This is a genomic window from Streptomyces sp. NPDC008150 (genome assembly GCF_042956945.1).
Taxonomy (GTDB): Bacteria; Actinomycetota; Actinomycetes; order Streptomycetales; family Streptomycetaceae; genus Streptomyces.
Window position 1 is genome coordinate 86,282 of sequence record NZ_JBIBHJ010000006.1, and the last position, 21,433, is coordinate 107,714.

24 protein-coding genes are annotated in these 21,433 nt (G+C 72.5%); 9 read left to right on the forward strand and 15 right to left on the reverse strand.

Annotated elements, in window-relative coordinates:
• Nucleotides 1–180: 180 nt before the first annotated feature.
• The gene (locus tag ACFZA0_RS16800; RefSeq protein ID WP_391016774.1) at nt 181–798 is read right to left on the reverse strand and encodes a TetR family transcriptional regulator; all 618 of its coding nucleotides are present in this window, start codon (nt 796–798) and stop codon (nt 181–183) included.
• A 57-nt stretch (nt 799–855) separates the two neighbouring features.
• Here ACFZA0_RS16800 and ACFZA0_RS16805 point away from each other — a divergent pair, with 57 nt between their 5' ends.
• Entirely contained in the window at nt 856–1,812 is a 957-nt protein-coding gene (locus tag ACFZA0_RS16805) for an alcohol dehydrogenase catalytic domain-containing protein (protein ID WP_391016777.1), read from the forward strand.
• 358 nt (nt 1,813–2,170) lie between these two features.
• Here the strand turns inward: ACFZA0_RS16805 and ACFZA0_RS16810 are convergent, their stop codons facing one another.
• The 5 genes from ACFZA0_RS16810 to ACFZA0_RS16830 all read right to left on the reverse strand — a co-directional run bounded on the left by ACFZA0_RS16810 (nt 2,171) and on the right by ACFZA0_RS16830 (nt 6,681).
• A complete protein-coding gene (locus ACFZA0_RS16810) occupies nt 2,171–3,133 on the reverse strand; it encodes a UbiA family prenyltransferase (RefSeq protein WP_391016780.1) in 963 nt (320 codons plus the stop codon).
• Nucleotides 3,130–4,179, reverse strand: a complete 1,050-nt coding sequence (locus tag ACFZA0_RS16815; RefSeq protein WP_391016783.1) for a polyprenyl synthetase family protein — start codon at nt 4,177–4,179, stop codon at nt 3,130–3,132. Before ACFZA0_RS16815 ends, ACFZA0_RS16810 begins: the two co-directional genes overlap by 4 nt.
• 204 nt (nt 4,180–4,383) lie before the next feature.
• Nucleotides 4,384–5,091: an acetate uptake transporter gene (locus ACFZA0_RS16820; RefSeq protein ID WP_391016785.1), complete on the reverse strand. Its 708-nt coding sequence runs from the start codon at nt 5,089–5,091 to the stop codon at nt 4,384–4,386.
• The gene (locus tag ACFZA0_RS16825; protein WP_391016788.1) at nt 5,088–5,933 is read right to left on the reverse strand and encodes a fumarylacetoacetate hydrolase family protein; all 846 of its coding nucleotides are present in this window, start codon (nt 5,931–5,933) and stop codon (nt 5,088–5,090) included. Before ACFZA0_RS16825 ends, ACFZA0_RS16820 begins: the two co-directional genes overlap by 4 nt.
• Nucleotides 5,934–6,036: 103 nt before the next feature.
• The gene (locus ACFZA0_RS16830) at nt 6,037–6,681 is read right to left on the reverse strand and encodes an MBL fold metallo-hydrolase (protein WP_391016791.1); all 645 of its coding nucleotides are present in this window, start codon (nt 6,679–6,681) and stop codon (nt 6,037–6,039) included.
• A gap of 178 nt (nt 6,682–6,859) precedes the next feature.
• On the opposite strand from ACFZA0_RS16830, the gene ACFZA0_RS16835 reads away from it, so the two are divergent.
• Both ACFZA0_RS16835 and araB read left to right on the forward strand, forming a co-directional pair.
• Complete coding sequence (locus ACFZA0_RS16835; protein ID WP_391016793.1) at nt 6,860–7,312, forward strand: MarR family transcriptional regulator; 453 nt, start codon at nt 6,860–6,862, stop codon at nt 7,310–7,312.
• 408 nt (nt 7,313–7,720) lie between these two features.
• On the forward strand, nt 7,721–9,403 hold the full coding sequence (gene araB, locus ACFZA0_RS16840) for a ribulokinase (protein ID WP_391016795.1): 1,683 nt from the start codon (nt 7,721–7,723) through the stop codon (nt 9,401–9,403).
• 71 nt (nt 9,404–9,474) lie between these two features.
• Here araB and ACFZA0_RS16845 read toward each other — a convergent pair whose 3' ends face one another.
• Nucleotides 9,475–9,858, reverse strand: a complete 384-nt coding sequence (locus tag ACFZA0_RS16845) for a winged helix-turn-helix transcriptional regulator (protein WP_391016797.1) — start codon at nt 9,856–9,858, stop codon at nt 9,475–9,477.
• Nucleotides 9,859–9,973: 115 nt separating this feature from the next.
• Here ACFZA0_RS16845 and ACFZA0_RS16850 point away from each other — a divergent pair, with 115 nt between their 5' ends.
• Nucleotides 9,974–10,957, forward strand: a complete 984-nt coding sequence (locus ACFZA0_RS16850) for a zinc-binding dehydrogenase (protein ID WP_391016799.1) — start codon at nt 9,974–9,976, stop codon at nt 10,955–10,957.
• A 179-nt stretch (nt 10,958–11,136) separates the two neighbouring features.
• On the opposite strand, the gene ACFZA0_RS16855 is transcribed toward ACFZA0_RS16850, so the two are convergent.
• Complete coding sequence (locus tag ACFZA0_RS16855; RefSeq protein WP_391016802.1) at nt 11,137–12,012, reverse strand: LysR family transcriptional regulator; 876 nt, start codon at nt 12,010–12,012, stop codon at nt 11,137–11,139.
• A 123-nt stretch (nt 12,013–12,135) separates the two neighbouring features.
• Between ACFZA0_RS16855 and ACFZA0_RS16860 the strand changes: the two genes are divergently transcribed.
• Both ACFZA0_RS16860 and ACFZA0_RS16865 read left to right on the forward strand, forming a co-directional pair.
• A complete protein-coding gene (locus ACFZA0_RS16860) occupies nt 12,136–13,134 on the forward strand; it encodes a zinc-binding dehydrogenase (protein ID WP_391016805.1) in 999 nt (332 codons plus the stop codon).
• The gene (locus ACFZA0_RS16865) at nt 13,131–13,544 is read left to right on the forward strand and encodes a nuclear transport factor 2 family protein (RefSeq protein WP_391016808.1); all 414 of its coding nucleotides are present in this window, start codon (nt 13,131–13,133) and stop codon (nt 13,542–13,544) included. The genes ACFZA0_RS16860 and ACFZA0_RS16865 overlap by 4 nt, the downstream gene beginning before the upstream one ends.
• 203 nt (nt 13,545–13,747) lie before the next feature.
• Here ACFZA0_RS16865 and ACFZA0_RS16870 read toward each other — a convergent pair whose 3' ends face one another.
• From ACFZA0_RS16870 to ACFZA0_RS16895, 6 genes are all read right to left on the reverse strand, one after another.
• Nucleotides 13,748–15,094 (reverse strand): SpoIIE family protein phosphatase, encoded by a 1,347-nt coding sequence (locus tag ACFZA0_RS16870; protein WP_391016810.1) that lies wholly within the window; start codon nt 15,092–15,094, stop codon nt 13,748–13,750.
• Nucleotides 15,091–16,251: a SpoIIE family protein phosphatase gene (locus ACFZA0_RS16875; RefSeq protein ID WP_391017597.1), complete on the reverse strand. Its 1,161-nt coding sequence runs from the start codon at nt 16,249–16,251 to the stop codon at nt 15,091–15,093. The genes ACFZA0_RS16870 and ACFZA0_RS16875 overlap by 4 nt, the downstream gene beginning before the upstream one ends.
• Nucleotides 16,248–16,661 (reverse strand): ATP-binding protein, encoded by a 414-nt coding sequence (locus tag ACFZA0_RS16880; RefSeq protein ID WP_391016813.1) that lies wholly within the window; start codon nt 16,659–16,661, stop codon nt 16,248–16,250. The genes ACFZA0_RS16875 and ACFZA0_RS16880 overlap by 4 nt, the downstream gene beginning before the upstream one ends.
• Nucleotides 16,658–17,071, reverse strand: coding sequence for an STAS domain-containing protein (locus ACFZA0_RS16885; protein WP_391016815.1), 414 nt, complete (start codon nt 17,069–17,071; stop codon nt 16,658–16,660). The genes ACFZA0_RS16880 and ACFZA0_RS16885 overlap by 4 nt, the downstream gene beginning before the upstream one ends.
• Nucleotides 17,068–17,922: an RsbRD N-terminal domain-containing protein gene (locus ACFZA0_RS16890; protein ID WP_391016817.1), complete on the reverse strand. Its 855-nt coding sequence runs from the start codon at nt 17,920–17,922 to the stop codon at nt 17,068–17,070. Before ACFZA0_RS16890 ends, ACFZA0_RS16885 begins: the two co-directional genes overlap by 4 nt.
• Before the next feature lie 173 nt (nt 17,923–18,095).
• Nucleotides 18,096–18,464, reverse strand: coding sequence for an STAS domain-containing protein (locus ACFZA0_RS16895; RefSeq protein ID WP_391016819.1), 369 nt, complete (start codon nt 18,462–18,464; stop codon nt 18,096–18,098).
• A gap of 224 nt (nt 18,465–18,688) precedes the next feature.
• Here ACFZA0_RS16895 and ACFZA0_RS16900 point away from each other — a divergent pair, with 224 nt between their 5' ends.
• Nucleotides 18,689–19,069, forward strand: coding sequence for an ATP-binding protein (locus tag ACFZA0_RS16900; protein WP_391016821.1), 381 nt, complete (start codon nt 18,689–18,691; stop codon nt 19,067–19,069).
• A gap of 33 nt (nt 19,070–19,102) precedes the next feature.
• On the opposite strand, the gene ACFZA0_RS16905 is transcribed toward ACFZA0_RS16900, so the two are convergent.
• A complete protein-coding gene (locus tag ACFZA0_RS16905; protein ID WP_391016823.1) occupies nt 19,103–19,807 on the reverse strand; it encodes a type III effector protein in 705 nt (234 codons plus the stop codon).
• 151 nt (nt 19,808–19,958) lie between these two features.
• On the opposite strand from ACFZA0_RS16905, the gene ACFZA0_RS16910 reads away from it, so the two are divergent.
• Both ACFZA0_RS16910 and ACFZA0_RS16915 read left to right on the forward strand, forming a co-directional pair.
• Nucleotides 19,959–20,390, forward strand: coding sequence for an Hsp20 family protein (locus tag ACFZA0_RS16910; protein WP_391016825.1), 432 nt, complete (start codon nt 19,959–19,961; stop codon nt 20,388–20,390).
• Between the two features lie 397 nt (nt 20,391–20,787).
• Nucleotides 20,788–21,237 carry a DUF2267 domain-containing protein gene (locus tag ACFZA0_RS16915; protein WP_391016827.1) on the forward strand — a complete coding sequence of 150 codons (450 nt, stop codon included), beginning with the start codon at nt 20,788–20,790 and terminating at the stop codon, nt 21,235–21,237.
• Nucleotides 21,238–21,433 lie beyond the last annotated feature (196 nt).

The following is a 21,433-nucleotide window of genomic DNA, read 5'->3' on the forward strand; positions in this document are numbered from 1 at the left end:
GACAACGAATAGCCTAGAAACCTTCTCTTTCCGAACAAATGCGTCGCGCGCCCTGCGGCAATACGGGGCGCTTCCCCGTCTCTGTCCCTGCTCCCGCCCCTCCCCGGTGAGGTGATGGCGCGGCGGCCGTGTCCGCGCGACGGAGCCGGCCGGGGGAGGCGGGTGGTGGCCGGTCCCGGCTCAGGCCGGGCGGGGTGTGGGCCGGAGGCCGTCCATCAGGAGGTCCAGGAGCCGGCCGGCCTGGGCTTCGCGTTCCGGTCGGGGTGCCACGGTGAAGATGCCGATGAGGGAGGCGGCGATGTCCTCGGCGGCGACGTCGGAGCGGAGGTCCTCGGTCTCGCGGCCGGCGTCGAGGATCGTGGTGATGGCCGTCAGCAGTTCGGTGCGGGTCTGCGCGTGAGCGATCTCGCCCGTCTCGATCATCGCGAGCAGCGTGTCGAGCATGCCGTTCTTGGTCGCGATCCAGTCCCCGAACAGGTCCATCCAGCGTCGCATCGCCGCGGCCGGGGTCGTCCGGCCGAGCAGTCCGCGCGCGCCGGTCGTCAGTCGCACGACCTGGTCCCGGTAGACCGCGTCGACCAGGGACTCGCGGGTGGGGAAGTGTCGGTAGAGCGTGGCGATGCCGACCCCGGCCTCGCGGGCGATCGCGCGCATCGAGGGCTCGGTGCCGGCCGACGCGAAGACGCGGGTGGCCACCGCGAGCAACTGGTCGCGGTTGCGGGCCGCGTCCGCCCGTGGGACGCGTGTCTCCGAGGCAGACGAAACGGATCGCGCTCCGTTTGTGTTACGGTCATCCATGTAAACGGAGCATAGTCCGTTTCGTTGGGTGTGCGGATCATGGGGAGTTGGACGGATATGCGGGAACAGGGCACTCAGTCGTCGGCCGGGCGGGGCAGGGCGGTCAGGCTCGACGCGTTCGGCGGCCCCGACGTCCTGGCCGTCCGCGAGGTTCCGGTGCCGCAGGCCGGTCCGGGACAGGTCCGGGTGCGGGTCACCGCGGCCGGTCTGAACCCGATGGACTGGTTCATGACCGCCGACGCGGAGACCGCCGCCCGGTTCGGGCTGAGCCTTCCCGCCGGGTTCGGGACCGATTACGCGGGCACCGTGGATCAGGTCGGCGAGGGAGTGAACGGCTTCGCGCCCGGTGACCGGGTGTTCGGCGCTGCCCTGTCCCGCGCGGTCGCCGACTACGTGGTGGTCGACGCGGACGGGGGGACCGCGGCGAACGAGGCACATCACACGCCCGACGGTGTCGACGACCGTGTCGCCGCCACGCTCACGATCGCGGGCCGCACGGCGTCCGCCGCCCTCGCCGCGGTCGCCGTGGGCCCGGACGACACCGTGCTGATCGGCGGCGCGGGAGGCGGGGTCGGGGTGTTCGCCGTTCAGCTGGCCCGGATCGCCGGAGCGCGCGTGATCGGAACGGGGTCGCCGTCGTCGGCCGACTACCTGCGCGAGCTCGGAGCCGAACCGGTCGCCTACGGCGACGGCCTGGCCGACCGGGTGCGGGCCCTCGTCCCCGGCGGTGTCACCGCCGCCATGGACCTGCACGGGGTGGAGACGGTGCACGTCGCGCGGGAGCTGGGTGTCCCGGACGACCGCATCTGCACGATCGCCGCGCAGGTCGACGGGGTGACCGGCGCCAACGGCGCGAACGCGGTTCCCGGCGCCCTCGAAGAGCTTGCCCGGCTGGTGGCGGAGGGTCGACTCCGCGTGCCCGTCGCGGAGAGCTTCCCGGTCGAGCGGATCCGCCGTGCGGTCGAGATCCAGGCCGGTCGGCATGTGCGCGGCAAGATCGTCATCGACCTCTGACGTCCTCGACGGACCCGGACCGGCGCACACGTGGGCCGGTCGCCGCCGGGACGGCGGTGCCGTGCGGCGTGCGGGTCCTGCGCGGGTCCGGCTGTCGTGCGTGCGCCGTCCGTATCGGTGGCCGGGGGGCGGTGCGTCGGGGCTGGAGGCGTACTGCCCCGGCTGGGCAGGGCCGGGCCGCACTACCGCAGGGCGGGACGGCGACCGTGACCGCCGAGAGCGCCGGCCAGGGGGACGGCGATGGCACTGGGGCGGCTTTCGGCGTACCGGTTCCCGCTCCTGTGACGGGACTTCTGCCGATCCGGTCCGTTGCCGGGCGGTCCGTCGCCGCCGAGCCGGGGACCGGTGTGAGGGCCGTTCACTGCCCCACCATGGTGCGCGGGGTGAGGGCCAGGAGGCAGGCCCCCGTGGCGACGAGGACGAGGGCGGGCAGCGTATGGCCTGCGAGGGCCAGCAGCGCCCCGGGCAGCGCGACCCGCTCGTACAGGTGGAGTTCGGTGGCCACCCGCAGCCGGGCGCGGTGACGGGTACGGGCCAGGACGAGGCAGCCGAGCGCGAGCAGAGCCCCGCAGGCGGTCAGCCCGAAGAACACGGGAGTCGGCGAGCGGTGAAGCGCCGTCGGCGTGGCGGCACTCAAGGCGTAGCAGGCGACGGCGCAGGCGGCCATCGAGGCGACGGCGCCCTCGGACCCGACGCGTACGGGAAGGGTGCGGCAGGCCGCGGCGCGGTCGGTGTCGACGTCGCTGAGGGCCAGCAGGGTGTTGCTGAAGACGCCTTGCAGACCGAGCGCCGCCGCGGCCGGCCACAGCGCGAGGGGCGGCCACGCGGAGGTGAACGTGGCCGCTGTCAGCAGGGTGCAGGTCCAGCCCGAGAGGCCGACCGCGAGGTCGCCCCACCACCCGCTGCCTTTGAGCCGCCACGCGTAGGCCGCCTGGCCCGCGGCGGCGAGGGCGATGAACAGCAGGCCGTGCCAGTTGACCGCGCACGTGACGCCGAGCGCGGCCACTCCCGCGAGGGCGGCACAGCGCCTGGCGGTCGTGCCGGGGAGCCGTCCCGAGGGGATCGGCCGGTGGGGCTTGGTCGTGAAGTCGTCGTGGCGGGTGAGGTAGTCAGCGGCGTACAGGGCGGCGGCGCAGGCGCTCAGGGTGACCAGGACGGCCAGCACGACCCGCACCGGCGCCGCGGTGTGGGCGCACAGTACGGCGCCGGCCGCGCCGATCTGCGGCAGCGCGACCAGGTCGTAGGGCCGCAGGGTGTCCAGGTGACCGGACAGGCGTCCGGGGCCTGACGGGTCGTCGGTGTACGGGACGGCGCCGGTCACCGCAGGGGTGCCGTCGTGGGTGGGACGGGTCGGTCCCGCAGCCCCTCGGCCAGGGTGGCCAGGGCGGTGACGGCCGGTCCCGGCGCCAGTTCCGACAGTGCGCGGCCGCACTCGTGCACCTGTTCCTCGATGAGCGCGTGGGCAGCGTCGAAGGCTCCGGTGCGCCGCAGCACGGCGTCCGTCCGTGCCCGGGTGTCGCTTCCTCTGGCGCCCTCGGCCAGCAGCCTTTCGAGGAGCCGGCGGTCCCGGGCGTCGGCGAGGCGATGGGCGAGCAGGACGGGCAGGGTGGGCCGTTGATTGGCGAGATCGCTGTCGGCGGGTTTGCCCGCCGCCTCGTGCGGAGTGTCGTAGGGCAGCAGGTCGTCCCGCGCCTGGAAAGCCAGTCCCAGAGCGTGACCGTACCGGCCCAGCGCCGCTGTCGAGGCCGGCGATGCGCCCGCCAGCGTCGCACCGATCCGGCAGGCGCCGCTGAGCAGGGGCGAGGTCTTGAGCCCGGCCATCCGGAAGTACTCGTCGGGCGTCGTGGGGAAGGTGCCGGCCTGGTCGAGTTCCAGCATCGCCCCCTGGCACAACTGCCGGCCCGCCTCGGCGAGCAACTGCGTCGCGGCGACGATCCGTTCGTCCGGGACGCCCCGCTGCCGGCAGGCGGCCAGCAGCGCGAACGGCTGGACGAACAGGGCATCCGCGCCGACGATCGCGCGGTCCGTGCCGAAACGCTGATGGACGGCGGGCCGCCCACGCCGTTCGGTGTCCCCGTCGATGATGTCGTCGTGCACGAGGCTCCCCACGTGCAGGAGCTCCAGGCCCAGGGCCGCCGGCAGGACCGGATGCGCCGAACCGCCCACGGCGAGCGCGGACTGCACCACCAGCAGCGGTCTGAGGAGCTTTCCCGCCGGCCGCAGGGCATGGCTGTGCAGGGCGGACAGCGCTCCGGAGTCGGTGCTCAGGTAGGCGCCGAGTTCGTCCAGCACCATCGCGCGCACCCTGTCACCGGTGGGGACGGTGTCGGCGACGGCAAGAGGGGCGGCGCCAAATCCAGCGATCATGACGTGCGTAACGATCGCCCTCCGCATGCGTCACCGAGAGCGAGAGGGAAGCGATCGACGAAGGCGGCGGGCAGGCCCGAAGCCCTCGCTCAGTGGTCGGCGTTGCCGTGCCCGCGGCCCTGAAGTCGGCATGTGCGGAGGGGACTTCGGCCGGTGCGTCACGTCAACCGGGCTTCGGCCGATCCGGCGGTTGCTCCCCGGCGACTACGACCGTGCCCGCCCGGCGGGCACGCCCAGGGGCAGGACGGTCCGCCGGTAGGCGGCGTTCCAGAAGCCGGCGGCTGTCGTGTAGAGGGCGGCGACCGCGCAGGCGACGAGAAGCCAGGCACCGGTCCGGGTGAGGAGGATGTCGTCGGTGAAGGACCCCACCGCCTTGGCGAACAGCCCGGCGCAGGACAGTCCGACGGTGATTTCGAGGGCCCGGTTGAGAGCGGGGGTGGCGCCGAACAGGACGCCCGCGAAGACCGTCCAGAGGGCCAGGTACCAGCCGAGGGAGACATGGTCGACGGGCGCGAGGACGTGCAGGGCGGTGAGCCAGTCCGTCGTGCCGATGGTGATCCAGAAGAGGCCGAAGGCGGTGAACGACGTGGCGCCGAAGACGCTGCCGGCCCGGTATGCCTCGACGCCGGCGAGGAGTTGGGCGAGTCCGCCGAGCAGGACCGCCACGGTGATGGTCAGTCCGGTGCGGCCGACGAGTCCGGTGTCCGGAAGGTTGCCGAGGAAGGTGCCGACCGCGAAGGCCCAGAGTCCCAGGGTGTCGGGTGAGGCCACCTCCCTGCCGACGACGGCCGGAGGGCGCGGAACCCGTGGTTTCCCGTCCGGGTAGGGAGCGCGTGACTCGCCGTCCGGGTGGACGGCCGCTGTCCTCTCGTCGGAGCGAGGGGCCGGGATGTCCGTGAAGTGCGCGCTCATGTTCGGGTCTGTTTCTGCCAGAGGGGCCGGGTGTCCGGCAGGGGGTCCTCGACCGTGGTGTTGATCGCGGCTCCCAACCCCTCGATGGCGGTGATCAGTTGGCGTCCGGGGGTGAGGGACTCGGCGGCGGCGGACGTCTTTCCGGGCGTGCCGGTGAGGATGACGTCGCCGGGTTCGAGAGTGAGGAAGGTGCTGCAGTAGGCGAGGAGTTCGGCCGGTGTGAACAGGAGGTCACCGGTGTTGCCGCGCTGCCATGCGACGCCGTCGACGGTGAAGGTGACGTCGAGGTCGCGGGCGTCGTCCACCTCGTCGGGGGTGACCAGCAGCGGGCCGAGGGGGGTGGAGCGGTCGAAGACCTTGCCCTGGAGTGCCTCGGTGGTGCGGTGCTGCCAGTCGCGCAGGGACATGTCGTTGGCCACGCTGTAGCCGGCGATGGCGTCCCGGGCCTCGTCCGTGTCGGCGCGGCGGAGGCGTCGACCGACGACGACCGCCAACTCCGCCTCGCCGTCGACGCGGTCACTGACGCTGGGGAGGGTGATCGCGTCACGGGGGCCGGTGAGTGTGGACGGGAACTTGGCGAAGAACGTCGGGTAGGTGGGAGTGGGGCGCCCCAACTGCTCAATGTGGCTGCGGTAGTTGAGGCCGATGCAGAGGATGTGCGCCGGGGCGGGGGAGACGCGGGCGTAGTGGGCGGTGCGGGCGTCCACCTCGCCCGTGTCCGTCAGGTGGTCGCGGCGCAGGTAGGCGTCGACCGCGTTGGCGGCGTCGACGAGGACGGCACGGTCGCCTTCGATACGTGCCGCGGTGAGGGTGTTGTCGATGCGGAGAGTCGCGTAACGCATGCTCGATCTTCCAGGGAGGCCGGGGGCGGCGGTCGGCGGCGCCCCGGCCCTGCGGCCGGAGGGGGTCCGGGCCGGCGAGGGCGGCGGGGCGGGAGCCGGAGACCTACAGTTCGACGGTGGTGCCGGGTTCGAGGCGCTCGAACGGGACACCTGTCAGGCCGTTGACGCCCAGGAAGTTGGCGGTGGAGTTCTGGCCGAGGTCGCTGAGCATGAGTTCGTGGATCTGGACGACGCGCTCGGGCTTGACCGCGCGGACGTAGTCGGCGGCCTCGCCGAGCTTCGTCCACGGACCGCTGGTGGGCAGCAGCAGGGTGCGGACGGGCGTTTCGGGTGCGAAGTAGGCGTCGCCGGGGTGGTACAGCGTCCCGTTGTCGAGGAGGTAGCCGACGTTGTCCGGGCACGGGATGTCGGCGTGGATCAGTGCGTGGCGATGTCCGTGAACGGTCACGGCGACGGGCCCGACGCTGAAGGAATCGCCCGCGGCGACGGCGTGGACGCGGCCGTTCCGGTCGCCGAGCGCGGCCGCGACGGCCGGCGTTCCGTAGACCTCCAGCGCGGGGCGCGCGGCGAGCTGGGCGGCGACGAGCTTCTCGTCGAAGTGGTCGAAGTGTTCGTGGGTGATCAGGACGGCGTCGGCGTGGGCGACCGCCTCGGCGGCGTCCGGGGTGAAGGTTCCGGGGTCGATGACGAGGCGGGTGCCGTCCTTCTCGATCGTGACGCAGGCGTGGGCGTGCTTGGTGAGCTGCACAACGGGTCCTTTCGGGGCCGAACGTTTTCTACAACCAAACTGTACACCTTGGTTGTAGATCTGTCTCCCGGGTGCCGCTCCGGCGGTCGGTCGCGGCCACTCGTCGACCCGCAGCGGCGGATCGGACTGTGCAACCTGGGTGTACAACCCGGGTGGCGAAGATGAGTAGGTTGGTGCCATGAAGGGCACGGAAGACGATCAACTTGCCGAGGAACTCCGCCAGGCCGTCGGGCAGCTCGTGCGCGTCGTGCGCGCCGCCGACACGATGCCGCCCGGTGAGGCCGCCGTCCTGGGATACCTGGACCGCGAGGGCCCGCTGACCACGGCCGACGTGGCGCAGCAACGCGGGGTCAGCCACCAGTCGGCCGCCAAGGCGGTCAAGGAACTCTCGGCCCGGGGTCTCGTCCGCGCGGAACCCCACCCGAGCGACGGACGCAAACTGCTGCTCCACATCACCCCGGCGGGAAGCGGCCGGCTGGCCCAGGAGCGCCAGGGGCGCGCGGACACCCTCGGCACCGCGATCAACGACACCCTCGACCCCGCCGAACGTGGCACGCTCGCCGCCGCGCTTCCCCTGCTCGCACGCCTGACCGCGCATCTGAAGGCCACCACCGACCCCGGATCACGATGACCACGGTGCGGCCTGCCGCGACCGCCGTGCGCGTCCGCCGCACCCCGTGGCGACCTCTGTGATCGTCAACTCCGTTGCGCTGACGTGGAGTTCGCGCCGGAACGATCGGCAAGGCGTGCCGGAGAACGGCGCCGGGCTTGCCGGTCCGCGCCGTCGCCGGCCGGGCGGCCTCGGAGATGTGCCGCGTGATCGGCCTCCTCGTGACGCTGCGGTCCGTCGAACGTGGCGTCGGAAGGACCGACGGCCTCGGCGTCCGACGCGCTGCTCGTGGGAGCGTCCCCGTGCCGACGGCCACGCGAACTGCCCGGGTTTCCCCGGCGACGGCACCTGGAAGACCCAGCACGAAGGCTTCCTGCCCCGGCCAGGAGCCGACCCCGGCCCGCACCACTCCGTACCGGAGGCAATCGCGTGAGCACAGACAACCTTCCCCGGGTCACGGTGGGCGTCGACTTCGGCACCCTCTCCGGACGTGCCGTCGTCGTCGCGGTCGACGACGGGACCGAACTCGGTTCCGCCGTCCACGACTACGAGCACGCCGTCATCGACGGCACGCTGCCGGTCACCGGTGAGGCATTGCCGCCCGACTGGGCGCTCCAGCACCCCCAGGACTGGCTGCGCGTCCTGCGGACCGCCGTGCCGGCGGCCCTTGCCGCCGCCGGGGTGCGGCCGGAGCAAGTGATCGGTATCGGCACCGACTTCACCGCCTGCACGGTGCTGCCCGTCGAGGCGGACGGTACGCCGCTGGCCCTGACGTCCCGCTGGGGCGGCACCCCGCACGCCTGGCCGAAACTGTGGAAGCACCACGCCGCCCAGCCGCAGGCCGACCGCATCAACGAACTCGCCCACGCCCGCGGAGAGCAGTGGATCAGCCGCTACGGCGGGAAGATCTCCAGCGAGTGGCAGTACGCCAAGGCCCTCCAGGTCCTTGAGGAAGCCCCCGAGGTCTACGCCGCGACCGCCCGCTGGATCGAGGCATCCGACTGGATCGTGTGGCAGCTGTGCGGCAGGGAGACCCGCAACGCCTGCGCGGCCGGCTACAAGGGCATCCACCAGGACGGCACCTACCCCGGCCGGGACTTCCACGCCGCGCTGCACCCCGACTTCGCCGACTTCGCCGCCACCCGCCTGGAACACCCCCTGCTGCCGCTCGGCGCGCGGGCCGGGGCCCTGACCGCGCAGGCCGCCGCCTGGACCGGCCTGCCCGCCGGTGTCACCGTCGCCGCGGGCAACGTCGACGCCCACGTGACAGCGCCCGCCTCCCAGGCCCTCGACCCGGGGCAGATGCTGGCCATCACCGGCACCTCCACCTGCCAGCTCCTCAACGCCGAGATCCTCGCCCCCGACCTGCCCGGGATCTGCGGCGTCGTCGACGGAGGCATCGTGGCCGGGTCGTACGGCTACGAGGCCGGACAGTGCGCGGTGGGCGACATCTTCGCCTGGTGCACCCGCCTGGGTGTCCCGCCCGAGTACGAGGCCGAGGCCGCGGCGCACGGCGAGGACCTCCACCAGCTCCTGACCCGCAAGGCAGCCGCCCAGCCGGTCGGCGCCCACGGCCTGGTCGCACTCGACTGGATGAACGGCAACCGGTCCGTACTCGTCGACCACCGCCTCTCCGGTGTCGTCGCCGGACTCACCCTGGCCACGCGCCCCGAGGACCTCTACCGCTGCCTCCTGGAGGCCACCGCCTTCGGGACCCGCGTCATCACCGAGACGTTCGAGGCGGGCGGTCTGCACGTCACGGAGTTCATCGTCAGCGGCGGCCTGAAGAGGAACAGTCTGCTGATGCAGATCTACGCGGACGTCCTCGCCCGCCCCGTCTCCGTGGGCCTGTCCGAACAGGCGGCCGCGCTCGGAGCCGCGATCCACGCCGCCGTCGCGGCCGGCGCCCACCCCGATGTCCGCACGGCGGCAGCCGCCATGGGCAGCAAGCAGACCGCGGCCTACGTCCCCGACCCCGACCGCACGGCGGTCTACGACGCCCTCTACGCCGAGTACCGCCGACTGCACGAACTCTTCGGCACCGGCGACGACAAGCTGCTGCACCGCCTGCACGCCATCCGCAGCAACGCCCTTGTCCCGCCGACGACATGAGAGCGACGGTGCGGGCCCACCGCGTGAGTCCGTGCCCGAGTCGCCGGTACGCGCGCGGTCGTCGCCGGTGGTCAGTCCGTTGCCCCGACCCCCGGTGAGGGAGCGGCTTCGGCGGCCTCCTGGAAGTCGGCGATGGCGCCGCCGTACGTCTTCGCCCAGTCCGTCAGGACCTCGATGGGCTCGACGAGGGTGCGGCCGAGGTCCGTGAGGGCGTACTCGACCCGGTGCGGGGTTTCGGCACGGTGTTCCACCAGGCCGTACTGCTGGAGCCTGCGCAGTGTCTGGGTGAGGACCTTGCGGGAGATGCCGCCGATGAGGTCGACGAGTTCACCGTGCCTGCGGGGGCGCAGGCTGAGCCCGAAGAGGACGAGAACGGCCCATTTGTCGGAGATGATCTCGACGGCCAGTCGTGTCGGGCAGTCGGCCAGGAAGGCGGAACCGGTCTCTTGCTGCATGGAAATCGAAGGTACCAAAAGGTAACGGGCGCCTCCGTAACGTCGTTCGTGGGCAACGAGGCCGGCCCTGGAAACCGGCCGCACGTTGAACACCACCGAGAACCAGGGAGTCACCATGCCGCGCATTGTTGTGTTCGACGAGTTCGGCGGACCGGAGGTCATGCATGTCGTCGAGGAACCGGTCACCGAGCCCGGTGCCGGTGAGGTCCGGGTGCGCATCGAGGCGTTCGCCGTCAACCCGCTCGACCAGATGATGCGCGCCGGTGCCTCGCCCGCCCCGGTCCCCCTGCCGCACGCGCGGCTCGGCGTCGAGGGGACCGGCGTCGTCGACGCGCTGGGCCCGGGGGCCGACGGCCTGCGCGTCGACGACCCGGTCGTCATCGCCGCCATCGCGGACGCCCACGTCAGGGGCAGCTACGCCGACTACACCACGCTCCCCACCGACCAGGTCTTCCCCCGCCCGGCGGGCCTCGGCGTCACCGACGCGGCGGCGATCTGGGTCGCGTTCTCCACCGCCTACGGCGCACTCGTCGAGAAGGCGGGGATGCGGCCCGGCGACCACGTCCTCGTCACCGCCGCGTCCGGCGCCGTGGGACGGGCGGCCATACAGGTCGCCCGGCAGATCGGTGCCGTGCCCATCGCCGTGACACGGCACGCCGCGCGCCGGGACGAACTGCTCGCCGCGGGTGCCGCCGCCGTCGTCGCCACCGACCGGGAGAACGTCGTCGAGGCCGTCCACCGCCACACCGGGGGAGCGGGCGCCGACATCGTCCTCGACCTCGTGCGAGGGCCGGGCCAGCTCGAGCTCCTCCGGGCGGGACGCCCCGGCGGAACGCTGGTCGCCGCGGGCTTCCTCGACCCCCGGCCCACACCCGCGCCGGAATCACCGCAGCTCACGGTCATCAACTACCGGGGTTTCGAGCACACCCTCGACCCGGCGGTGGTGCGGCGCATGGCTGCCTTCCTGAACGCGGGTGTCCGACTCGGCGCGCTGCGGCCCGCCGTCGACGAGGTGTTCGCCCTCACCGACGTAGTCGAGGCACACCGCCGGTTCGAGAAGGGCCTCCACGGCGGACGGAAGATCGTCGTGGAGCTGTAGGGCCTGTGCGCGAGGCGTGACCCGGCCGCCGTGCCGGTGGTCCACGTCCTCGTGCGGAGCCGCACCGGACACGCGAAGGGCGTACGTCGCGTCGTCACCCTTGAACCCGAGGGGTGACGACGGGTGCGGCTGTGAGGGCGCCCAGGCCGTTCGGCGCCGGGCGGTTCGGCGGCTGCCGGTCAGGCCGCCGGGGAGGTCAGGGTGGCGCCGGCCGCCAGCCGGAGGTTCCCGATCATCGGATTCGGGTCGCCCTTGCGGCTGACCAGGACGACCTGGCTGGGGGGAGCGCCCTCGATCGGGACGGTGACGAGGTCGGGGCGCAGTGAGCTGCGCCGGTCGCCCAGCGGCAGCACGGCGATCGCCCTGCCGCTCGCGACGAGTTCGAGCTTGTCCTCGTAGCTCTCGGTCGGCGGCACGTCCGCCCCGAGGATCCGGTAGGACGTCCAGTCCGCGGTCCCGAACGCACAGGGCGCCACCTCCTCGCCGGCCAGTTCCTCCACGGTCACCGACGTGCGGCCGGCCAGGGGATGGCCGTGGGGGACCGCGAGCATCCGGGGCTCCTCGTACAGCGGGGTGGTCACCACGTCGTCGGCGGCGAACGGCAGCGGGGCCCGCGCGATCAGGGCGTCGACGCGCTTGTCGGACAGCGCCCCGACGTCGCGGCAGCTCAGGTACCGGGTGGCGATCTCGGCGTCCGGATGGCGACGGCGCAGTTCCCGCACGGCCGTGGTGATCACCAGGTCCTCGACGTAGCCGATGGCGATGCGTTCGGTCTCCGCCTGCTCGCGGACGGCCAGCTCGGCCTGGTGGGCGGCGTGCAGCACGGCCTGCGCCCGGGGCAGGAACGTGCGGCCCGCCGGAGTGAGCCGGGTGCCCCGGGGAGTGCGGTCCAGCAGACGTGCGCCGAGGTACTTCTCCAGCCGTTGGATCTGGCGGCTCAGCGCGGGCTGGGCCACGTGCAGCTCGGCGGCGGCCCGGCCGAAGTTCTGGTGCGCGGCCACCACGGTGAAGTAGCGCACCAGTCGCAGTTCCAGGTCCTGTCCGAGATCGTTCACTCGTGCAGCGTACGCGGCCATGCCGTTTCGGAATGAGCGGGTTGCCGAACGGGTCTTGGACGGCGGCACCGCCCCGGGCCTTGACTGTGGGGGCAACGTTCTCCCAGGAAAGTGACAGGCGCGATGAAGGCGATCCAGTTCCACGAAGCGGGCGGTCCGGAAGTCCTGCGGTACGACGAGGTGCCGGTTCCCGGGATCGGATCCGGCGAGGTGCTCGTCCGGGTGCACGCGACGGGCGTCAACCCGCCGGACTGGTACCTGCGTGAGGGGATGAAGGTCATGCCGGCCGAGATGAGGCCGGTGCTGGAATACCCCCTGATCCCCGGAACGGACATGTCGGGCGTGGTCGAGGCGGTCGCTCCGGACGTGCGTGGATTCGCCGTCGGTGACGAGGTCTTCGGCATGCTGCGCTTCCCCGGATTCGACGGCCGGACCTACGCCGAGTACGTGGCCGCGCCGGCTTCGGACCTGGCGCACAAGCCGGCCGGCCTCGACCACGTGCAGGCGGCCGGGGCGCCGATGGCCGTGCTGACGGCCTGGCAGTTCCTGGTGGATCTCGGGCACGACGTGCCCTCTCCCTTCACCGGACAGGTGCACCGGCCGGTGCCGATCACGCCCGGGACGACCGTGCTGGTCAACGGAGCCGCCGGTGGGGTGGGCCACTTCGCCGTGCAGCTGGCGAAGTGGAAGGGAGCACGCGTCGTCGCGGTGGCCTCGGGACGGCACGAGCGGTTCCTGCGGGAGCTCGGCGCCGACGGGTTCGTCGACTACACCAAGGAGCGGGCGGCGGACGTCGTCAGCGGCGTGGACCTGGTCGTCGACGCCGTCGGCGGCCCGGACAGCTCACGCTTCCTGACCGTGCTCAGGCGCGGCGGCACCATGCTCCCGGTGTTCTTCGCCGAGTACGACCCGGAAGAGACCGCGCGTCTGGGCATCACGGTCTCGAACATCCAGGTGCGCTCCAGCGGTCCCCAACTCGCCGAGATCGGGCGCCTGTTCAGCGAGGGCAAGCTCCGGGTCGGGGTGGACAGCACCTACCCGCTGTCCGAGGCGGCCGACGCGCACGCGCGAGCGGCACGCGGCCACATCCAGGGCAAGATCGTGCTGACGGTGACCTCGTGATCGCCTTCGTGATCGCCGAACTCCAGCAGGCGGTGGCGAAGTACGCCCACGCCCTGGACGAGTTGGACGTGCCCGGGCTGGAGGCCGTCCTGACCGAGGACACCACCTGGACCTTCACGATGCCCGGACGGGGAGTGCCCGGCCCGGTCGCCGGACGTGCGGCGGTGCTGGACTTCGTCCGCGAAGGGCACGCGGCCCGGACCGGACGCGTGCGGCACCACCTGGGCAATGTCGCGGTCACGACGACGGACGCCGCCACCGCCGAGGTGCGGGCCTGCCTGGTGCAGACGGAGAACAACGGCGAGAGCGCCCGGACGATCTCGACCGGGGTCTACACGTTCGGCCTGCGCCGGTCCGACGGGGGCTGGCGGATCGCCGAGCTCGCCCTGGCGCTGGACAACGCCCTCTAGGGCGGGCCGGGCAGGTGCCGGGCGGAGCGCCGGACATCCGCCCGGCGGCGCCGTCTCCGGGACGGCACGTCCCGCGTGCGCCGGTCACGCACCCGTCGCCGGAACGAGCCGAGGAGCCGGACGCCCGGCTCGCCTCTTCCCCGGGGACGCGCCGACGGTGGGGCCCACCGGGCCCGAGCGCCGCCGCTACAGGCCGCGGTGGCTCACCCGGGTGAGCCGGGCGGCCGCATACGCGCGGTGAAGACGATGATGTCGTCCTCGGGATCGGTGCCGAAGGTGTCGACCAGTTCCGTGCACAGGGCCTCGGGCTCTCCGGGGCCGTTCGCGGTGACCGCGCTCAGGAGGTCCATGCGGTCCCGCAGGTCGCTGTCCCGCGTCTCGATGAGCCCGTCGGTGATCATGACGAGCCGGCTCCCCGGGGCGACGGGATGGCTGACGGCCGTCGGCTGCGGCAGGTTCAGGCCCAGCAGGGGGCCGTGCTGCGTCAGGTAACGGGGCTCCTTGCCCGGCTCCAGCAGCAGGGGCGGCAGGTGACCGGCGTTGGCGACGTGCACATGCCCGTTGTCGGGGTCCACGAGGACGAGGCAGACGGTGGCGGTCCACCCCGGCTGGTGCAGGCCGAGCAGGTGGTCCAGGTGTTGCAGCAGGACGTGCGGGGCGTGGTTCTGGGCGGCGTAGGCGCGCAGGGCGTGGCGCAGTTCGCCCATGACGACGGCCGCCTGGAACGAGTGGCCCACGACGTCCCCGACGGCGAGCAGCAGGCCGTTCCTGGTGGCGACCGCCTCGTAGAAGTCCCCGCCGATCTCGGTCGTGGTGGCGGCGGGGAGGTAGCGGACGGCCAGTTCCACGCCGTCCGCCTGGGGCAGGGTGGCCGGCAGGAAGGTGCGTTGCAGGGTGAGGGCGAGTTCGTGTTCCTGTCCGAAGCGCTCGACGACGTCCTTGTGCTCGACGGTGAGTTCGGCGTAGAGGGCCATCACGCCGACGTTGGTCTCGGTGAGTTCCTCGTTCAGGCGTTCCAGTTCGTCGCGCTGGGCGTGGGCCTCCTGAAGGGCCGCCATCAGGTCGCGGGACTGCGCCTGCAAGTCGTCGATCGCGGTGGCCGGGCCGTCCGACTCCAGCAGCGCCAGGACACGTTTCGCCGCGAGGTCCCTGCCCACGGTCTTGGGAAGCGGACAGACGATCTCCACCCGTCCGCCCCCGCCGTCGGGGCGGCGCGGGTGGTCGGCGGGCTGGTAGCGGGTCGACGGGAGCAGCCGGGTGACGGCGGTCAGCGACTCTTCGCTGGGGGCGCGGTCGTCGTTCCACTGCAGGAGCGCCTGGAGGCCCGCGGGCTCCGGCAGCAGGCTGAAGGCGGCCGTCATGGGGGTGGAACGCAGAAGGTCGCGGCCCAGTTCGCTCAGGGCGGTGGCCAGGCGTACCTGGTGGCGGTCGTCCAGGGACACGGCCTGGCCGATGGTCTTGGCGTGGCGCCGCAAGGTGAAGACGTCGCCCTCGGTGCTGATCGGGGTGACCAGCAGGGGGACGGGGCCGCCGGGGCCGGGTGCGTTCACAGCATGGCCTTGGCGATCACGGCGCTCGCGTCGTCGCGTCGCGTTCCGGCCAGGCGCAGCAGGGCCGCCGCGATCAGGGCGGGCGGGTGGTGCAGGAAGCTCGCGAGATCGGTGTGCCGCCAGCGTCCGCTGATGCCGTCGGAGTGCATCGCGAGGATTCCGCCCGCGGGCAGGTGGTGCTCGTAGGTGCGCAGGTGGCGCATCTGCTGGCCGACGATCCCGGGGTGGGAGACGAGGGTGGTGCGGGCGGTGCCGGTGACCAGTGCGGCGGTGATGTTGCCGACGCCGCAGAACAGCAGTCGGCCGTCCGGCTCCAGGCGGGCCACGGCCACCGCCGCGCCGCGGGTCTTGCGCAGGGCCCGGTGCACGTTCTCCATGGCCTGTTCCGGAGTGCGGGCCGCCTCCGTCCGGAAGGCGTGGACGGCTGCCTGCGCGGCCGTGGCGGCCATCGGGCCGTGGCCCAGCCCGTCGCAGGACATGACCAGCACACCCGGGCCCGGTCCCACGACGGACGCGAGCACGGGCGCGGAACGCGGCGGCCGGGCGGCCGGTGCGGGGGAGGCGTGGCCGTACGGCGTCCGCTGCGTTCCGCCCGAGGACGGGGCGGGGGGAAGGTGAGACGTCCGCCCGGCCGGATCCACGCGGGCGGCCCAGGCGTCGCCGCACACCTGTTCACCGCTGATCGGCCGGGTGATGCCGCCCACCAACGGCTCCGTGACCATGAAGGGCTGCGGAGGACGCGGCCAGAAGCGGGCGAGTTGCACGGTCCCCATGCCCGGCAGGGAATGGACGGCGAAGGCGTCGGCCAGGCGTTGGACCGCTCCGAGGCCGATGCCCAGGGTGCCGATGGTGGACATGCCGTCGCGCAGCGCGGCGGGCACGTCCGTCATCCCGGGGCCGCCGTCCACGGCCAGCACCTCGACGCCGGCCGCCGCCTCGTTGCGCAGCGCCCGCAGGAGCAGGAACCCGTCCACGGCGTGCTTGGTGAGGTTGGTCGTCAGTTCGGCGACGGCCAGGACCAGTTGGGAGGTGCGCTGCTCGCCCAGGCCGACACGGCGCCCCAGCGCGGCGGCGGCGCCACGGGCGGCGTCGTAGCGGTCCCGGAACAGGGCCACGTCCTCGCAGTCCAGCAGGACAGGCGTACCGGTGGGCGTCATCGCGCCCACTTCGTGATGGTCACGGTGGTGCCCTGCCCGGCGGCGGTGTCCAGGACGAAGTCGTCGACGAGCCGCTTGGAGCCGGACAGCCCCAGCCCCATGCCGCTGCCGGAGGTCCAGCCGTCGGTCAGGGCGAGGTCCACGTCGGGAATCCCGGCCCCCTGGTCGGCGAAGACCACACGGACGCCGCGGCGGCCGCGCTCCTCCACCACGCGGGCCGTCATGGAGCCGCCGCCACCGTGGATGAGGGTGTTGCGGGCCAGCTCGCTCGCGGCGGTGATCAGTTTGGTCTGCTCCACCAGGGAGAGCCGGCACTCCTGGGCGAGGGTGCGCACGACCTGGCGCGCCTGCACCACGCCCGCGCTGTTGGTGATCGCCAGTGCGTCGGGACCGCCGGAGCTGTCGGTCACAGGCCGGCCGCGGAATCCGGCACGAAGCCCTCGACGGCCTGACCGGTGGAAGCGGCGTGCGCGTGCTGCAACACGCGCAGCCCCTTCTCCAGCGTCAGCGCGGTCCTGACCCCGCCCAGCGACAGGCCGAGCTCGACCAGGGTGATGGCCACGGCGGGACGCATGCCCACCACGACGGTCTCCGCGTCCAGCAGACGCGAGATGGACGCGATCGTGGAAAGCATGCGGCCCACGAACGAGTCCACGATGTCCAGAGCCGTGATGTCGATGATCACACCGTGGGCACCGGTGTCCACGATCCTGGCCGCGAGGTCGTCCTGCAGCGTCAGCACCGAGTGGTCGTCCAGGTCCACCTGGATGGACACCAGCAGAATCTGCCCGATCCGCAGAACGGGCACGCCCTCGCTCAACGGACACCCGCCGAGGAGGAGAGCACCACGCCGGAACGGCGCAGGGCGTGCCGCAGCGCGTCGGCCAGCGTGGCCTTGGTGACGATGTCGCCGAACTCGATGCCCAGCGCGACCACCGTCTGCGCGATCTGCGGACGGATGCCGGAGATCGTGCACTCGGCCCCCATCAGCCGGGCCGCGACCACCGTCTTCAGCAGGTGCTGGGCGACCTCGGTGTCCACCGCCGGAACCCCGGTGATGTCGATGATGGCCTGCTCGGAACCGGTGTCGATCAGCGCCTGGAGCATCTTCTCCATCACGACCATCGTGCGCGCGGAGTCGAGGGTTCCCACCAGCGGAACGCCGATCACGCCGTCCCACAGCTTCACGACCGGCGTGGACAGCTCCATCAACTGCTCGGCCTGCGCCGAGATCAGTTCCTCGCGGGCGCCGGTGTACACCTCGATGGTGAACAGGCCCAGCGTGTCCAGCAGCGCGGCGAAGCGCAGGTACGCCTCGGGGTCGCTTCCCTCGCCGATCATGACCGGTTCCAGGACCTGCTTGAGGGCGAACACGCTCACGGCGGTCTCGCTGGGCGTGAACCCGCGCATCGCGCGGTTGCGGGACAGCTCGGTGAGCAGCGCGCGGACCTCGGCGAACGCCTCGTCGTGTCCGTCCGTGCTGCCGCTGCCGAGCGCGGTCACCAACGCCGCGTAGATCTCGCTCAGTTCCTGGTGCACCTCGGCCCGGCTCACCCGCCCGCCGAGCGAGTCGGCGACCCTGACCGCCCAGTCGGCACCCAGATCCTCACCTCGAACCGACAACAGACCGACCAACCGGTTCGCGACGCTCTTACTGGCCACCAGGCACATCCCTCATCATGGAAGGCCGAACGGCCCCCCTGGGAAATCTAGGCCATCGGAGTGGACGGCGGGTACTCGCCCCGAGTGTCGCCCGCCACGCCGGCTCCGCCGCGCAGCCGCCACCGACCCCGACACCGGCGTGGACAGGCGGGGTTCCGCCGCGATCCGCTCACGCCTCGCGGTCACGCCGAGGCACTGATGGCCTCCCGCACGGTGGGGTAGCAGTCGATCATCTGATCGAGGCCGACGAGTTCGACGACCCTCAGCACGGCGCCCGTGGCACCGGCGATCCTGAGCCACCCGCCGTCCGGCACGGAACCGTGGGCCCGGATGAGCACGTTGACACCGCTGGAGTCCATGAAGGTGGTGCGGCTGAAGTCCACGACGGTGCGCGCGGCGGCCGGGCCCGGCGGGTGCGGCAGCGCGCTGCGGACCTGCTCGGCCGTGTCGCCGTCGATCTCGCCGACGACGGCCACCACGTCGACGCCGTCGGCGTCGAGACAGGTGATCGAGAACTCTTCGGTGCTGTCCGGAAGATGAATTGCTGCCACTCACTCTGGTCGACGACGGGGACACTGCGACCGCACATTATGCGCGAAGTCCCGCACCGGTCGGCCTCGGGGGCCCTCTTCACAGGAAAGAGGGTGCTGGTGCGTGCAGGTCGTTCCCCCCGGGGTACCCGTCGCCCGGCAACCGGGAGAAACGGCGAAGGCGGACCAATGTGAGGGCATCGCCGGGCGACCCGGGCGGCAGCCGGCCGGGCAACGCGCCCGAAGTGACATTCACCGTCCGTGACGGTGCCGCCATCTCCGAGGCCCGGCGCCGCGCCGAGCGCTTCCTCACCCGCCTGCACCGCTCGCACGGCATCGCCGTGCCCCCGCACGCCGTGGAGATCACCCAACTCGTGGTCAGCGAACTGGTCACCAATGCCCGCAAGTACGCGCCCGGCCCCGTCCTGGTGCACCTGAAGGTCGCGGAGGGAACCGTGCAGGTGACGGTCCGCGACACCGCGCCCGGCCTGCCCAAGTCCCTCCCGGCCGACCCCGGCCGGGTCGGCCGGCACGGCCTGGAGATCGTCAAGGCCCTCGTCCAGCGCTTCGAGATCCACCCCGACGCCACCGGCAAACGCATCACCGGCCACATCGCCTACCCCTGACAGCGCCTCCGCGCTCGGTAGCCCGCACTCGGCTCAGGGGCCGGCGTCGGGGTCGGCGCCCCCGGGGTCGGGTGCGGTGGCGTCGTCGTCGCCGTCGGTACGGGCCGTCAGGGCGTCGAGACGCTCGGCGAGGGCGGGGTGGTCCGGCGTCAGGTGGGGGCGGACGGCCCGAAGCGGCTCGACGAGGGCCGCCGGGTCGTCGAGGGTGAGCGCGGCGTCGAGATCGGCGAGGGGCCGGCGCGCTGCGGGGGCCAGGTCGGTGAGCGCGGTGATCCGGCCGGCGATGCCGCGCAGCGCACCGGCGTTGCGGCGTGCCCAGGCGCTGGTCGTGCGGTCGGCCGCGCGACGGTCGCGGGTGGCCTGGACGCGCTGTTCCCCGGTGGATCCGGCGGGCCCCGGGCGGTTGCGCAGGTAGCGCCGTTCGGCGGCTTGCCGACTGGCGACTCCCAGCGGACGGGCGAGGTCGGACCAGCTGGCACCCCGGTCGCGAGCCGTCTCGATCAGGCCGGTCTCCCAGCCCGCGAGGCGTTCACGTACCTGTCGCAGCAACAGGAGCGAATCCAGGACCTGTTGTTCCTCGGTGCCGCCGGTGTCTCCCGGCTCCGCGGTGTCCGCCGGCCGCTGCCGCGCGGCGCGCATCGTCTCGTCGATGGCCTCGATGGCTGCCTCCGCCGCGCGGAAGGAGGCTGGGCTGCCGGGCGCGTCCTCTCCGGGCGAGCCGGGCCGTTCGGTGGCCATGGAGCCCCTTTCCCGCATGTCAGCCATGCCGTTGCCGCTTTGTCATCCGTTCGATGACGCCGCTGTTTGTCATCCATCGGATGACATGGTACAACAGTTTCAGTGCAGCGCATTGGCAGGTACTGCCCGAGCCTTATGGAGGTGTTTCGCGATGTTGATGCGCACCGACCCGTTCCGCGAACTCGACCGCCTGACCCAGCAGTTGACGGGACCGGCCACCTGGTCGCGGCCGTCCACGATGGCCATGGACGCCTACCGCGTGGGGGACGAGTACGTCGTCGCCTTCGACCTTCCCGGCGTCAGCGCCGACGCGATCGACATCGACGTCGAGCGCAACATGCTGACGGTCAGCGCCGAGCGCCGGCCGACCGTCAAGGCGGACGACATCCAGATGGAACTGTCGGAGAGGCCGCTCGGTGTGTTCACCCGGCAGATCGTGCTGGCCGACACCCTCGACACCGAGCGCATCCAGGCCGACTACGACGCCGGCGTGCTGACGCTGCGCATCCCGATCGCCGAGCGTGCGAAGCCCCGCAAGATCACCGTCGGCGGCCGTGCCGACCGCAAGGAGATCGACGGCTGACGGCCCTGCGGGCATGTGGCAACCCATCCACCGGAGCGCCGCCCGCCGACGCCGCACGACAAGGGGCGGCGGCGGAGGCGGCGTCTCCGGTGGGGGCCCGCGGCCCTCGACCCGTCACGGGTGATGTGTGAATCCGCGGATTTCTCCCGTGCGGGTCCGAGCGGAACAGGCGGGCCGCTCGGGCGCTGATCCGGCGGTCCACGAGACGCGGGTCGAACCAGGATCCGTAGTCCGTCATCCGGTATCCGTAATCCGTAGGGCGAACGGGGAGGGCACGCCAACTCCGCCGTCGTTCCCCTCTGTTGTCAGGCGCGCGCCGCGCCCCGGACATGTCGCGCCGGGAGGACGACCGCTCTCCCGCACGCACCCCGCGAGTACGAAAGGAACCAACGCAGTCATGTCCCTCTCCTCGTCCCCGACCCTCGCGGCCACTCGGCTCCCGGTCCTCACGTCGTACGAGCGGCTGCTGGAAGCCGTCCGTTACGCGGGCGCCTACCCGACGCGTGAACGGGCGGAGAAGTCCGTCCGTCTGGTCCTGGCGGAGCTCGGCCGTCAACTGCCCTCTTCCGAGCGGGAGGAACTGGCCGCGAGCCTGCCCGAGGAGGCGGCCCGCCTCCTGGCCGGGGACGCCACGGACCACGCCGCCCCCATGACCGGGTGGTCGTTCGTGAAGACCCTTGCCACCCGCACCGGGACGGCGCCCGCCGTCATGCGCTGGGACGTGGGATCCGTGCTCACCAGCGTCGCCGGCCTGGTCGACCCCGACCTCCTCACCCGGCTCCTGCGGCGGCTGCCGTCCGGCTACGCACTGCTCTTCGGCCGCGCGGAGCTCGTCCAGGCCGCCTGAGGGGCGCTGACGGCGAGGACCGCGGGTGACGGTCGCGGCGGCGAGTTCGCGGGAAGCGGGAATCCGACCGACCGCCGGACCGGAGACCCGCCCGCCTCGGTCGCCGGTCGGGGTGGGGGCCCGGACGACCGCGTCGCGTGCTCTGGGCCGAACCCAAAAACCGTACAGAGCAACCTGGTTGAGAACCGACCGCCGT